This is a genomic window from Micromonospora sp. D75 (assembly GCF_018070405.1).
Taxonomy (GTDB): Bacteria; Actinomycetota; Actinomycetes; order Mycobacteriales; family Micromonosporaceae; genus Micromonospora; species Micromonospora chalcea.
This window is the reverse complement of the sequence record NZ_JAGPXV010000091.1, coordinates 1-13607: the sequence shown is the minus strand read 5'-3', so window position 1 is coordinate 13607 and position 13607 is coordinate 1. Positions and strand designations below refer to the sequence as shown.

General features: G+C 73.0%; 13 protein-coding genes and 1 pseudogene. 5 read left to right on the top strand and 9 right to left on the bottom strand.

Annotated features, from left to right (window positions below; all coding sequences use genetic code 11):
• Positions 1–2: 2 nt before the first annotated feature.
• The 4 genes from KBX39_RS08510 to KBX39_RS08495 all read right to left on the bottom strand — a co-directional run bounded on the left by KBX39_RS08510 (position 3) and on the right by KBX39_RS08495 (position 3267).
• Positions 3–551: a YbaK/EbsC family protein gene (locus KBX39_RS08510; RefSeq protein ID WP_043330797.1), complete on the bottom strand. Its 549-nt coding sequence runs from the start codon at positions 549–551 to the stop codon at positions 3–5.
• A 59-nt stretch (positions 552–610) separates the two neighbouring features.
• Positions 611–808: a hypothetical protein gene (locus tag KBX39_RS08505; protein WP_043327658.1), complete on the bottom strand. Its 198-nt coding sequence runs from the start codon at positions 806–808 to the stop codon at positions 611–613.
• A 36-nt stretch (positions 809–844) separates the two neighbouring features.
• A complete protein-coding gene (locus KBX39_RS08500; RefSeq protein ID WP_210869891.1) occupies positions 845–1624 on the bottom strand; it encodes an SDR family oxidoreductase in 780 nt (259 codons plus the stop codon).
• Positions 1625–1890: 266 nt separating this feature from the next.
• Positions 1891–3267: an MFS transporter gene (locus tag KBX39_RS08495; RefSeq protein WP_210869889.1), complete on the bottom strand. Its 1377-nt coding sequence runs from the start codon at positions 3265–3267 to the stop codon at positions 1891–1893.
• Positions 3268–3421: 154 nt separating this feature from the next.
• Here KBX39_RS08495 and KBX39_RS08490 point away from each other — a divergent pair, with 154 nt between their 5' ends.
• Positions 3422–7384: a cation-translocating P-type ATPase gene (locus KBX39_RS08490; protein WP_210869887.1), complete on the top strand. Its 3963-nt coding sequence runs from the start codon at positions 3422–3424 to the stop codon at positions 7382–7384.
• Here KBX39_RS08490 and KBX39_RS08485 read toward each other — a convergent pair.
• From KBX39_RS08485 to KBX39_RS08470, 4 genes and pseudogenes are all read right to left on the bottom strand, one after another.
• Complete coding sequence (locus tag KBX39_RS08485; protein ID WP_043330800.1) at positions 7381–8328, bottom strand: L-threonylcarbamoyladenylate synthase; 948 nt, start codon at positions 8326–8328, stop codon at positions 7381–7383. The two genes, KBX39_RS08490 and KBX39_RS08485, sit on opposite strands and share 4 nt — an antisense overlap.
• An 80-nt stretch (positions 8329–8408) precedes the next feature.
• Positions 8409–8984, bottom strand: coding sequence for a helix-turn-helix domain-containing protein (locus tag KBX39_RS08480; protein WP_210869886.1), 576 nt, complete (start codon positions 8982–8984; stop codon positions 8409–8411).
• A gap of 524 nt (positions 8985–9508) precedes the next feature.
• Positions 9509–9718, bottom strand: a pseudogene (locus KBX39_RS08475) (VOC family protein); the annotation flags it as partial.
• Positions 9715–10020: a helix-turn-helix transcriptional regulator gene (locus KBX39_RS08470; RefSeq protein WP_210869884.1), complete on the bottom strand. Its 306-nt coding sequence runs from the start codon at positions 10018–10020 to the stop codon at positions 9715–9717. The pseudogene KBX39_RS08475 and the gene KBX39_RS08470, both read right to left, overlap by 4 nt.
• 53 nt (positions 10021–10073) lie before the next feature.
• On the opposite strand from KBX39_RS08470, the gene KBX39_RS08465 reads away from it, so the two are divergent.
• Both KBX39_RS08465 and KBX39_RS08460 read left to right on the top strand, forming a co-directional pair.
• Positions 10074–10622 carry an AAA family ATPase gene (locus KBX39_RS08465; protein ID WP_210869882.1) on the top strand — a complete coding sequence of 183 codons (549 nt, stop codon included), beginning with the start codon at positions 10074–10076 and terminating at the stop codon, positions 10620–10622.
• A gap of 79 nt (positions 10623–10701) precedes the next feature.
• On the top strand, positions 10702–11436 hold the full coding sequence (locus tag KBX39_RS08460) for an LPXTG cell wall anchor domain-containing protein (protein WP_064448027.1): 735 nt from the start codon (positions 10702–10704) through the stop codon (positions 11434–11436).
• A 66-nt stretch (positions 11437–11502) separates the two neighbouring features.
• On the opposite strand, the gene KBX39_RS08455 is transcribed toward KBX39_RS08460, so the two are convergent.
• Positions 11503–11901 (bottom strand): ester cyclase, encoded by a 399-nt coding sequence (locus KBX39_RS08455; RefSeq protein ID WP_104112364.1) that lies wholly within the window; start codon positions 11899–11901, stop codon positions 11503–11505.
• Between the two features lie 146 nt (positions 11902–12047).
• Here KBX39_RS08455 and KBX39_RS08450 point away from each other — a divergent pair, with 146 nt between their 5' ends.
• Complete coding sequence (locus KBX39_RS08450; RefSeq protein ID WP_210869880.1) at positions 12048–12932, top strand: aminoglycoside phosphotransferase family protein; 885 nt, start codon at positions 12048–12050, stop codon at positions 12930–12932.
• A gap of 46 nt (positions 12933–12978) precedes the next feature.
• Entirely contained in the window at positions 12979–13542 is a 564-nt protein-coding gene (locus KBX39_RS08445) for a dihydrofolate reductase family protein (RefSeq protein WP_064448030.1), read from the top strand.
• Positions 13543–13607 lie beyond the last annotated feature (65 nt).

The following is a 13607-nucleotide window of genomic DNA, read 5'->3' as shown; positions in this document are numbered from 1 at the left end:
ACCTAGGCCGGCCTGGCCAGGTCCTCCACCACCCTCGCCCCGGGCAGCGCGCCGAGCGCCGGCCCGGGCAGGGCGATCTTGCTGTGCCGTACGCCTGATCCGATGATCACGTGCGGGGTGGCGATCACCCGGGAGTCGACGAGGACCGGCCAGTCCGCCGGCAGCCCGATGGGCGTGATGCCGCCGTACTCCATTCCGCTCAACTCGACCGCCTCGGCCATCGGCGCGAAGCTCGCCTTGCGCACGTCGAGCAGCTTGCGGACCACGCCGTTGACGTCGGCGCGGGTGGTGGCGAGCACGACGCAGGCCGCGTACCGGGTCTCGCCGCCGCGCTTACCGGCGACCACCACGCAGTTGGCCGATTCCTCCAGCCCCACCTGGTACGCCTCGCAGAACGCGGCGGTGTCGGCCAGGTCGGCGTCGATCGGGGCGACGAGTACGTCGTCCACGTCCACCGGGGCCTCGGCCGGCCACTCCTGCAGCGCCGCGGCGACCGGCGGGGCCAGCAGGTCGAGCCGTGCCCGGGCCGGCTCCGTCTTCAGCGTCCCCATCATGTCGCGATCCTCGCACCCGCTTCGCGGATCGCCCCTCCGGGCCCCGGCTCCGCCCCTCAGTTGGGATTGCTGAGGAACGCGTTCTCCTGCGCGAAGTCCCGGTTCTCGGCGGTGGTGAGCTGCCGACGGCGCAGCACCTCGGGACGGTTCGCCTCGGCGTCCTCGATGCCGTGCCGGACGCCGACCCGGATCACGCCGTAGAGGAAGACGAAACCGAAGACGTAGAGGAGCACTGTGGCGACGAAGACCAGCATGGGGTCACGGTAGGCCGGTGCGGACCCGACCGGTTCTCATCTTCCGCCGGTTCCCCCGTACGTGTCCGCGAGGTAGTCGGCCCAGGTCCGGGTGCCGGTCGGCGTGGCCGTCGTGGTGAGTCCGCCCCCACGCAACTCCCGCCCGAGGCGGCCGGGAATCCGGACCGGCAGCAGCGGACGGCGTACCCGGCGGGCCGCGAGCCAGGTGCGGGCCGCCTCGTCGAAGCGCAGCACCTGCGGCCCGGCGAAGTCCTCGACCCGGTGCGACGGTCCGGCGAGCAGCAGCACCGCGAGCCGGTCCGCCACGTCGGCCGGGTCGACCGGCTGGGCGAGTACGGCCCGGTCCCCGATCACCGGGCCGAGGCGGCTCGCGCCTTTCAGCAGGTCCGCCAGGAACTCGGGGAACTGGGTGGCGCGCAGCACGCTCCACGGCACCGTTCCGGCGGCCACCACCTCTTCGGCCGCGAGCTTGTGCCGGTAGTAGGGAATCGGCACCCGGTCGACGCCGACGATCGAGACGTACACCAGGTGACGGACCCCGGCGTGGTCGGCGGCCATGGTCAGCCGGCGGATGCCGAGCACGTCGATCTCGTGGGTACGCCGTTGCGGCGACGAGGCCAGGTGCAGCACCGCGTCCACCCCGGCGACCGCCTCCGCCAGCCCGGCCCCGGTGGCCAGGTCGGTGCTCACCCATTCCACCCCGTCTCCGGTACGGGGCCGACGGCTGGTCGCCCGGAGCGTGAAGCCCTCGTCCCGCAGCCGGGGCACCACCACCCGCCCGAGCCGTCCGGTCGCCCCGGTCACCAGCACCCGCATCGCCACTCCTCCCAGCCACGCCCTGCCCACTCGGTCCGCATTCAGGACGGCAGCCCGGCCGGGATCGTGACCGCTCGCCGGGCCGTCGGCCCGAAGTCGCGCTTGCCGGGCTGCTCCATCACAGTGTGTGAGCCCCGCGCAGGCGACTACGACTGTTGAGCGATATACCTGAGAGTCATAATCATGACCAGGAGTCATACCGCAGTCAGGCGATGCCTTCGGCAGGAGCGTTACTGCGCGTGAGCGGCGACCGGGCCGGCGACGCCTCAGCCCGCCGGGCGAGGCACCACTCGACCGGCAAGGGTCAGGCCGAGCAGGCCGCAGCCCGCTGCCACCGCCAGCGTGGTCGCGTAGCTGGCCGGGCCGGGTGACGCACCGGCGGCCAGGACCGCGCCGGTCAGCGCCAGCACGGTGGCCGCGGCGAGCGAGTCGCCCAGTTGCAGCGCCGAGCTGTTGCGGCCCTGCTCGGCCGGGGCCGACTGCTCCAGGGTGAGCACCGACAGCGACGGGTAGAGCAGTCCCATGCCGAGCCCGGCCACGGCCCAGGAGAACACCGCCGGCAGCACCGGCAGCCCGGGCAGCAGCGCCGACGCGACGCCCGCCGTACCGATGGTGATGCAGGCCAGCCCGGCCCGGGGCAGGCTCGCCGCCGACCGGGGCGAAGCGATCCGGCCCTGGATCCACGAGCCCACCGACCAGGACAGCGCCCCCACGGTCAGCACCAGGCCGGCGCCGGTGGGCGAGAAGCCGCGCTCCCGCGACAGCATCAGCGGGATCACCACCTCGGCGGCCACGAACGCCGCCGACGCCAGCGCGCGCAGGCCGATCACCGTCGGCAGACCGCGTGCCGCGCGCAGGAACCCGGACGGCAACAGACGCGGTACGCAGACGAACAGCCCGGCCAGCGCCCCGGCGATCAGGCCGGCGGCGAGCACGCCGCGCTGCTGCCCCCCGTAGTGCAGCAGTGCGGCGCTCGCCCCCGCCCCGCAGGCCCAGCCGACGCGGGCCAGCGCGCCCGCGGGCGGCCGGGTCGGCACGGTGCCGGCCAGCGCCTTCAGACCCGGCTGGATCAGCAGCGCCGCCGGAATCGCCACCGCCGGTACCGCGAGGAACACCCATCGCCAGCCCAGATGTTCCACGATCAGGCCGGCCAGCGCCGGGCCGACCAGCGACGGCACCACCCAGGCCGCGGCGAACGCGGCGAAGATCCGCCGCCGCAACTGCTCCGGGTACGCCTGACCGACCACCACGTAGAGCGCCACCGAGACGAGTCCGGAACCGAAGCCCTGCACCACCCGCCCGACGACCAGCATCTCCATGGTCGTCGCGGAACCGGCCACGACCAGCCCGGCGACGAACCAGGCGACGCCGTGCCACATCGCCGGCCGTGGTCCGCGCGCGTCGCACCAGATGCCGGAGGCGACCATCGCCACCACGCCGGAGGCGAACGAGCCGCCGAACGCCAGCGCGTACAGGCCGAGCCCGTCCAGCGCGCGGGCCACCGTCGGCATGGCGGTGCCCACCGCCAGCGCCTCGAACGCGAGCAGGGACACCAGGGCGACGCTGCCCACAGTCATCGCCCGAAGGCGCGGCGACCACAGGTCGACGGGTGGATCGGCCGGGAGGGCGGCGGTGCTGGTCATGGGCTACAGCCTCGGACCTCACCCCGGGTTGAGGTCAACTGTGGTCCCCGTCTCGTCCGGCGGGAACGACCGGACCCCGAACTTCTGCCGTCCGGGTGGCATAACGGACGCCGCGCCGGGAAGTCGGGCCGCCGGGACGAGACCGGGAGGCGAGATGGCGCTGGGACGCTTCGCCGGCCTCCTGCTGTCCCCGACGGTCGTACCCACCAAGGTCTCCGAGGTCGCGGGAAGCGTGGGTACGGCCGCCGCCCGGCTGGCCCGGCTCACCGGACTGACCAGCCGCCGGGTGTGGTCGCAGGACGGCCGCCACCACATCGAGGTGCACGGCGTCTGCCAGGACGGCGGCGACCGGCTCGCCCGTCAGGTCGAGGCGGCGCTGGAGTCGATGCCGGGCGTGACCTGGGCGCGGGTGAACGCGCCGTCCGGCCGGGTGGTGGTGGCGACCGGGGAGCCGGCGCCGAAACTGCGCGATCTGATCGCCACAGTGGCCCGCGTCGAGCAGACCTGCCCGTACGAGCCGGACCCGGAGATCGAACCGCCGCAGCCGCCCGAGGACGGCCCGCGTACCGCGCGCACGTTCGGCGCGCTGCTGTCCGACGTGCTCGGACTGGGCATCTCCGCCGCCACCCGGGTGCTGCCGCTCACCCCCGTGCCGGCCGAGGTCGCCGGGCTGCTCGGCGCTGTCGACCTGCACCCGAAGCTGCACGCGCTGGCCGGGCTGGGCATCCGCGCCGACCCGCGCGCCGAGGTGCTGTTCCCGCTGGCCGAGGCGGTGGTGCAGGGTCTCACCGGCGGCTGGGCCGGGATCGTGCTGGACGGCGCGCAGCGCGTCGTGCAGTGGGGCGAGGGGGCCGCTCAACTGGCCGCGTGGCGGCGGGCCGAGCCACACCTGACCGGTGACCCGGAACGGGCGGTGGCCCGGGTGCCGGACGGCGAGCGGCCGTGCCCGGTGCCGGACGGGCAGCCGGAGCGCTACGCCAAGCGGGTACTCCCGGCCGGCGCGGTCGCCGGAGCGGCGGCGCTGCCGGTGCTGGGACCCAAGCGGGCCGCCGCGCTGGCACTGTCCTCGCTGCCGAAGGCGCCCGGTTCCGGCCGCGACGACTTCGCCGCCCTGCTGGGACCCGGATGCGCCCGGCTCGCCGGCGCGGTGCACGACCTGCAACGCGAGGGCGCGGTGGTGATGGTGGTCTCCGGCGAGCGGTCGGCGCTCGCCGCCTCGGACTGCGGCCTCGGCGTGTACGGCCCGGAGGACCTGCCCCCGTGGGGCGCGCACCTGCTGGTCGGCGACGACCTGCGGGTACCGGCACTGCTCATCGACGCGGCCGGGGTGGCCCGCCGGATGACCGAGCAGAACATCCGGATCGCCATGGCCGGCGCCGGGCTCGGCGCGCTCGGAGCATTCACCGCAGACCGACGGCGCCTGCCCCGCCCGACGCACGCGGCGGTGAACGGCGCGGCGGCGCTCGCGATCGCGCACGGCGTGTTCCGGGCGCACCGGCTGCCGGACCGCACCGGCGTACCGGTGCCCGCGCTCAGCGCCTGGCATCTCATGCCGGTGGAGACCGTCCTCGAACAGCTCGACACCGACGCGTCCGGGCTGACCGAGAGCGAGGCGACCCGGCGGCGGCGCGTCGAGGTCGGCGACGAGCACGGTCCGGCCGGGCTGCTCCGCTCGTTCGTCGAGGAGCTGTCCAACCCGCTCACCCCGGTGCTGGCCGCCGGTGCGGTGCTCTCCGCCGCGTTCGGCTCACTCGTCGACGCGGCGCTGGTCGGCGGCGTGGTGGGCGGGTCGGCGCTGGTCGGCGCGGTGCACCAGCGCAACACGGAACGGTCGCTGGCCGAGCTGCTGTCCCGCTCGGCGGTCACCGCCCGGGTGCTGCGCGACGGCGCGGAACGGGTGGTGCCCGCCGAGGAGCTGGTACGCGGCGACGTGATCACGATCAGCTCCGGGGACGCCGTACCGGCCGACTGCCGGGTGCTGACGAGTGACGGGCTGGAGGCGGACGAGTCGTCACTGACCGGTGAGTCGCTGCCGGTGGCGAAGAGCCCCGACCCGGTGGTCGCGGCGGCCATCGCCGAGCGGCACTCGATGCTGTTCGAGGGCACCACAGTCGCCGCCGGGCACGGCACCGCTGTGGTGGTGGCCACCGGCGCGGAGACCGAGTCCGGGCGGAGCCTCGCGATGGCCCGGCAGGCCCCGCCCGCCAGTGGTGTGGAGGCGCGACTGGGCAAGCTGACCAGCAGCGCCGTACCGCTGGCGGCCGCCTCGGCGATCTCGGTGGCCGGTGCGGGGCTGCTTCGGGGCGTACCCCTTGCCGAAACGGCGGCGACCGCCGCGAACCTGGCCGTGGCGTCGGTGCCGGAGGGGTTGCCGTTCCTGGTCAGCGCCGCGCAGCTGGCGGCGGCGCGGCGGCTGGCCGAGCACGGCGCCCTGGTCCGCAACCCCCGGACCATCGAGGCGCTGGGCCGCGTCGACGTGCTCTGCTTCGACAAGACCGGCACGCTCACCGAGGGGAAGCTGCTGCTGGCCGGGGTGGGCACCGGTGACGGCCGGTACGCCGTGCTGGGCGAACTGGACGAGCCGCTGCGGTCGACGCTGGCAGCCGCGGTGCGGGCCACCCCGTCCGCCGCCGACCCGGACGAGTTGCCGCAGCAGACCGACCGGGCGGTACGCCACGGCGCGGACGCCGCCGGGGTGACCGAGCGGACCGGCGCCGCGGAGTGGACCGCCACCGCCGGGCTGCCGTTCGAGCCGTCCCGGGGCTACAGCGCCGCTGTCGGCCGCTCCTCCGGCGGGCTGCTGCTGAGCGTGAAGGGCGCCCCCGAGTCGGTGCTGCCGCGCTGCGCGTCGCGGCGCACCGCCGAGGGGGACCGGCCGCTCGATGCGGCGGGGCGCGAGGAGGTGCAGGCCATGCTGGCCGGGCGGGCCGGGGCCGGGCACCGCATCCTCGCCGTGGCCGAGTGCCGGGTCTCCACCGAGCAGGTCAGCGACGAGCAGGTGAACGGTCTGGTCTTCGTGGGTTTCCTGACGCTCGCCGACGGGGTGCGGGACAGCGCCCGGCCGGCTGTGGCCCGGATCCGGGCCGCCGGCGTACACACCGTCATGATCACCGGCGATCACCCGGCCACCGCCGAGGCGATCGCCGCCACGATCAGCCCGGAGGACGGCGGCCAGCGCGTCGTCACCGCCACCGACCTGGACCGGCTGGACGACGCCGCGCTCGCCGAGCGCCTGATGGCCACCGACGTGGTGGCGCGCTGCACGCCGGCGCACAAGGTACGGATCATTCAGGCTTTGCAGCGCCAGGACCGGACCGTCGCGATGACAGGTGACGGCGCCAACGACGCCCCGGCGATCCGGCTCGCCGACGTCGGTATCGCGCTCGGTCAACGGGGCACACCAGCCGCCCGCGCCGCCGCCGACCTGGTGGTCACCGACGACCGGCTGGAGACGATCATCGCCACGCTGGTCGAGGGCCGGGCCATGTGGTCGTCGGTGCGGCACGCGCTCAGCATCCTGGTCGGCGGCAACCTCGGCGAGATCGCGTTCAGTGTGCTCAGCGCCGCCGCGACCGGCCGCTCCGCCCTGAACGGCCGGCAACTGCTGCTGGTCAACCTGCTCACCGATCTCGCGCCGGCGCTCGCCATCGCGGTACGGCCGCCGGCCGACGACCGCGCCGACCACCTGCTACGCGAGGGTCCGGACTCCTCGCTCGGTGTGACCATGACCCGGGAGATCGGGCTGCGGGCGGCGTCGACCACGCTGGGCGCGACCGCCGGCTGGACGATCGCCAGGTGGACCGGCACCCAGCGGCGGGCCAGCACCGTCGCGCTGGCGTCCCTGATCGGCACTCAGCTCGGCCAGACCGTACTGGCCGGCGGCACCAGCCCCAGCGTGCTCGCCGCCACCGCCGCGTCGGTGGGCGCGCTGGTCGCGGTGGTGCAGACGCCTGGTGTCAGCCAGTTCTTCGGCTGCACCCCGATGGGACCGGTGGGCTGGGCAATCGCCACCGGCTCGGCGCTCGGCGCGACGTTCGCCAACGGCACGCTCACCAAGCTGATGGACCGCATGCCGCAGCCCGGCTCGCACGGGCGTCCCGACGCGGAACAGTTCTAGTGCCAGGTGGCGGCGGCCCGGCGCAGCCGGTCGTTTATCGCGCGGCCCACTCCGGTGTCCGGCACCGGCTCGGCGACGATCTCGGTCACCCCGGCCGCGTCCAGCCGGTGCAGCGCGTCGAACAGTCGCGCCGCCGCCGCGGTCACGTCGCCGTCGGGCGACAGCACCTCCACCGCCGCCCAGTCGCCGTCCGCCGGTGGCTCCCGGAAGGCCAGGAACCCCCGCCGGCCGCCGCCGGGCTCGGCCGCCGCGCCCAACCGCAACGGGGTACGCGGGGCGTAGTGCGCGGCCAGCGTCCCGGGCGCGACGGGCTGACCGGAGCTGCCCTGGCGCACCTCGACCGGGCCGACCGCCTCGATGATCGCCTCGACCGGAAGCGCGCCCAGCCGCAGCACCACCGGCCGGTCGCCGCGCGCGTCCACGATCGTCGACTCGATGCCGCACCGGGTGGGCCCGCCGTCGAGCACCACGTCCACCGCACCGCCCAGCCCGGCCACCACATGCTCGGCGCGTGTCGGGCTGAGCTGGCCGAACCGGTTCGCGCTCGGCGCGGCCACCGGCACGCCGGCCGCCGCGATCAGCGCCCGCGCCGACGGCTCGTCCGGTACGCGTACCGCCATGGTGTCCAGGCCGGAGGTGACGATCGGCGGGATGATCTCCGGTCGGTCCACGATCAGGGTGAGCGGGCCGGGCCAGAAGCGCTTCGCCAGCTCGGCCACCGCCGCCGGCACCTCGCCCACCAGCGCGGCCAGGTCGGCGGCGTCGGCCAGGTGGCTGATCAGCGGGTCGAAGCTGGGCCGCGCCTTGGCCTCGAAGATCCGGGCCGCCGCCCGCGCGTCGAGCGCGTTGGCGCCCAGGCCGTAGACGGTTTCGGTGGGAAAGGCGACCAGCCCGCCGGCGCGCAGAACGGCGGCGGCCTCGTCGATGCCGCGCTCGGCCGGCAGGACGCGCGGGGATCCGGTGCTCACGCTTCCGACGCTAGCCTGCTCTCTTCGCCGCCCCGGCAAGACCCCGTCGGGTGGCGTTACCCGGGGTCCGTGTCGGGGAGCGTGGGCGCGTCCGTGGGGTAGAGGCCGGCGGCGAAGCCGTACACCTGGTCCCCGGCGCGGGGGATCTGCGCGAACCGCCGGGCCAGCGCCTGCACCTCCGCCCAGAATTCGCGGACGTCCTCGATCGGGATGCGCGCGTGCACGAGCGTGCACCGCAGTTCGTCGGCGGCGTGCGCGGCGGCCGCTTCAGCTGCCGCCTCGGCGAGGCCGTTGATCCGGGACACGACCTGCTTGTCCTCTGTCCGGGTGAGCGTGCCGACGTAGAAGGTGCGGGCGACACGCCCGTAGAACCGCTCTTCGATGGCGCGTACCCGCCGGGTCCGCACCACGCGCAGCAGCCCGGCGTCCACCAGTTGGTTCACGTGGTACGCGACGCTGCTCTTCGGCCGGTCGACCGCGCGGGCCAGCTCGTTCACCGTGGCGGCGCGTTCCAGGAGCAGTTCCAGGAGCGTGCTGCGCAGCGGGTCGGCGAGCGCGCGCAACTGCTCCGGGGCGGTGACCACGAGCAGGTCCTCGAGGTCGTAGTCCGGGATCCGCTGATTGACCGACATTTCTCGACCGTTCTAAGATTCTGGTTCGTTCGATAACTCTGGTCTGACAACTCAGGAGTGTAGTGATGGCCGAGATCGTGCTCTTCCACCACATTCAAGGGCTCACCGACGGCGTACGCGCCCTCGCCGACTCCCTGCGCGCCGGCGGACACACCGTGCACACCCCGGACTTATTCGGCGGCGAACGGCCGGCCACCATCTCCGACGGCGCCGCGCTGGTCAAGCGCATCGGCGGCGACGTCCTCGACCAGCGCGCCGACGCGGTCGTCGCCGACCTGCCCGCCGACCTCGTCCACGCGGGTGTCTCCTGGGGCGCCGCCATCGCCCAGCGGCTCGCCCAGACCCGGCCCGGCGCCCGGGCCGCCCTGCTCTACGAAGCCTGCCTGCCGGTGACCGGTGAGTGGGCGATCGGCCCCTGGCCCGACGGCGTGGCGGTACAGGTGCACGGCATGGAGCAGGACCCGTTCTTCGGGCTGGAAGGCGACGTGGACGCCGCCCGCGAGCTGGTGTCGATCGTCGGCCGCGAGCGCCTCCTTGAACGCCTTGGCGGCCGGGTGCGCATCGGGCTCCAGCAGCAGCTCCACGCCGTCCGGGGCGTCCGGCGAGACCACTGTCAGCCAGCGGTACTCCCCGGTCGGCACGTCGGTCTTCGGCACGAAGCCCAGCACGTCGGTGTAGAAGCGCAGCGCCTTGTCCTGGTCGTCGACGTACACGCTGGTGAGGTTGATTCTCATGGGTTCTCCTGGGTGGGTTCGGCGGACCTGAGCCATCGTTCGGTGACGGCCCGCAGCGGCCGGGTGTCGAGGTGGTGGAACTTGTAGCGACCCTGCCGCCGCGTGACGACCAGGCCGGCGGCCTCCAGGACGTCGAGGTGCTGGGAGATCGCCTGCCGGGACGACGTGACCTGGTGCTTCGTGGCCAGCCGCCCGCAGATCTCGAACAGGGTCTGACCGTCGCGCTCGGTCAGCTCGTCGAGGATCAGGCGGCGGGTGTGGTCGGCCAGCGCCTGGTCCAGATCGCCCACGTCACCCACCATAGGCAAGTGACAGCTTGCCTATCAAGCGGATTGCCCGCCATTCGGAGGACGACATGCCCGGATACATCCTCACCGGCGCTCCCGGCTCCGGTAAGACAGCGATCCTCCGGCACCTGGAGATCGACGGGTACCCCGTCGTGGAGGAGGCGGCGACCGACGTGATCGCGCTTCACCAGGCGCTCGGACGACCGGAGCCGTGGCGTGAGCCGGGCTTCGCCGACCGGGTGCTGGATCTCCAACGGGAGCGCCGTCGCCGAGCCGCGGCGAACGCCGGCGAGGTCGTCTTCCACGACCGTTCACCCGTCTGCACGCTGGCGTTGTGCCGCTATCTGGGCCGGGCCGCACCGCCCGCGCTGCTCGCCGAGATCAAGGACATGACGGCGAATCGCCACTACGAACAAACCGTTTTCTTCGTACGCCATCAGGGCTTCGTGGAGGCGACCGCCGCTCGCCGGATCACCTTCGAGGAATCACTCGTCTTCGAGCGAATCCACGAGTTGACCTATCGCGAGGCCGGATTCGACCTCGCCGACGTGCCGGCCGGCCCACTGGCGAGCCGGGTCGCGGCGATAAGAGAGGCGGTTGATCGACTGCGCCGTTAGCGCAATCAATGCTCCTTGCATTTCGGAGGGACGCCGGTAACATCTCCATGTTTTGATCTACACGGGGAGGAAAGTCCACATGCGATGGAAAATCCCGGCCGGCGCCCTGGTGGCGCTGGCCTTTGTGATTCCGGCGGCGCCCGCGGCGGCGCAGACCGCAGTGCCCGGGCTGAACGACGCCTGCCAGACGGTCGAACGCAAGGTGTACAAGGATTTCCGCGAGCTCGTCACCATCGACCTGGACACGGCCAACGTTTCCGAGCTGCGGCTGCTGGCCTATCGGCTCCTGGCCGAGGCGCAGGCCGAATCGTTGCCCGTTCTGCCGGGCGAGATCGAGGAGCGGCTGAAGGGCACCTCGGACGACCTTCGCGCATACCTCAAGAACGTGGAGAATCGCTGGGCGACGGCTCTGCGCGTCTCGATCGGCCAGACGATGACGGGTGCCGGCCCCAACGTGCGGGCCGCCGCGCAGAAGGTGCTCGACAACCCGTCCGTCGAGGCCTACCTCGCCTACCTGAACAACGGCCTGTACGAGGCTCGCGCGCTCGACTGCGCATCCCAGCCGACGCCGACGCCGTCTCAGCCCACGACCACGCCGACCGCGACGCCCAGCGCCACGTCGACAGTCGTGCCGCCCCTCAGTCCCTCCGCCAGCGTGGGCGTACCCGGCGGCGACGGTGGTGGCGAGGGTGGCGGCCTGCCGGTGACCGGCTCCGACACCGCGACAGTGGCCGGCATCGGCGGGGCGCTGCTGCTCCTCGGCGGCGCCAGCTACGTCATCGGACGCCGACGTCGTTCCCGCTTCGTCGCATAGCTTCCTGGGCGCGCCCAGCTCGATGTCGCATCGGGCTGGGCGCGCCGCGTTTCCGGATTCCCCCGGTCAGCCGGCGAGCTGCCGCCGCACCGAGTCGGTGTCCATCAGGTACGACATGTGCTTGAACTTGCCGTCCTGGAGCCGGTAGAAGGCGGTCTCGACGAACGAGACCGAGGCGCCGGTAGGTGCCAGGCCGTTCCACTCCTTGACGGGCGTTCCGGTGTCGACGAGGCGGGCGGCGATCCGGTCGCCCTCGACGACGAGATCCTGGATCTCCCAGTGCAGATCCGGCACCGCCTCGACGTGCTTGTAGAACTCGGCCACCATGTCCGCCATCCGGACCGGCGTGCCGTTCATGATCACCTCTTCGTGGGCGAAGTCGGCCATGCGGTCGAACTCCCGCTTGTTCGCCAGATCGACGTACCGCAGGTAGAAGTCACGCAGTTCCTCAGTGGTGGCGCTCATGATCGCTCGCTCCCCTCCGCATATTTTGTACCGCTCGGTTCGGAGCCAACCGTAGCAGGGTTCTGTACCGATCGGTTCATGATCAGGATCACGCCGCGCTCCGAATTCGGTTGACCGTGTGATCCGGCGGTCCTACGGTCGCGTCGATGCGTCCGGGAGAGATCGTCGTCACTGTGGAGCAGGTACGCGCCCTGGTCAGCGACCAGTTCCCCGAATGGTCGAGCCTGCCGATCGTGCCGCAGCCGCTGAACGGCACCGACAACGCGCTGTTCCGGCTGGGCGACTCCCTGACGGCACGGCTGCCACGGGCGCCGTGGGCGGTCGACCAGGTGACCACCGACGCGACCTGGCTGCCGCGGCTCGCCCCTCACCTCCCGGTGCCCGTGCCGGTGCCGGTCGCGGTCGGCCGACCCGGCGGGGACTATCAGTGGCCGTGGACCGTCGTCCCGTGGCTCGACGGGGACAACCCACAATCCGGGCAGGACCACGTCGACCTCGCCGTCGACCTCGCCCGCTTCGTACGGGCGATGATCGCGATCGACCCGATGGACGGGCCGGTCAAGGAAGGCATTCAGCGCGGCGTACCCCTGGTGCAGCGCGACGAACTGACCCGCCGGTCGATCGCGGAGCTGGGCGACCGGATCGACGGCCGGGCGGTGACCGCGGCGTGGGACGAGGCGATGGCGGCGGACGAGTGGCCGGGACCGCCGGTGTGGCTGCACGGTGATCTGCTGGCGGGCAACCTGCTGGTCGACCGGGGCAGGCTCACCGGCGTGATCGACTTCGGCGGTCTCGGCCGCGGCGATCCGGCCGTCGAGGTGCGACCCGGCTGGAGCCTGTTCGACGCCCGCGCGCGAGCCGCCTACCGGGAGGCGCTCGGGTTCGACGAGGCGACCTGGGTACGCGGATGGGCCTGGATGCTGTCCGGATCGCTCTACTGGCTGGCGGACCTGTGGGACTCGATCAGCGAGTACGACCGCCGGGACACCATCCGCCACATCGACTACATTCTGCGTCACCGCCACGACTGACCTGCGAGGTCCGGTGTTGCGGGACCGATCGACGGAGGCGTGCGCTGTGCGGAAATTGATCTACGGCATGAACCTGACAGTGGACGGCTACGTGTCCGCGCCCGGCGACGACATCGGGTGGGGCGAATCGAGCGACGAACTGTTCCAGTGGTGGCTCGATCAGGAGCGGGCGGTCAGCCTGTTCCTGTACGGGCGCCGCCTGTGGGAGAACATGAGCGGCTACTGGCCGACCGGCGACCAGCAGCCGGGCGCCACCCCGGCGCAGATCGAGTTCGCCCGGAACTGGCGGGACACGCCGAAGGTGGTGTTCTCCTCCACCATCGACAAGGTCGACTGGAACGCCCGCCTGTTCACCGGGGACGCGATCGCCGAGATAACCCGGCTCAAGGCCGGGGACGGCGGCCCGATGAGGGTCGGTGGCGCAGCCCTCGCGGGGGCGGCCATGCGGGCCGGGCTGATCGACGAGTACGAGATCGTCACCCACCCGGTCCTCGTGGGCGCCGGCACGCCGTTCTTCGGCGCGCTGGACGGCTGGTCGAAGCTCGACCTGGTGGAGACGCGGACGTTTCCCGGCGGCGTGACCCTGAGCAGGTACGCAACGAGGCGGTAGCGCCTTCCGGCGGCGTCTGAGGTCAGGCTCCAGCGCCTCCAGCCGGGTGCCGAGCCGGCGGCGTC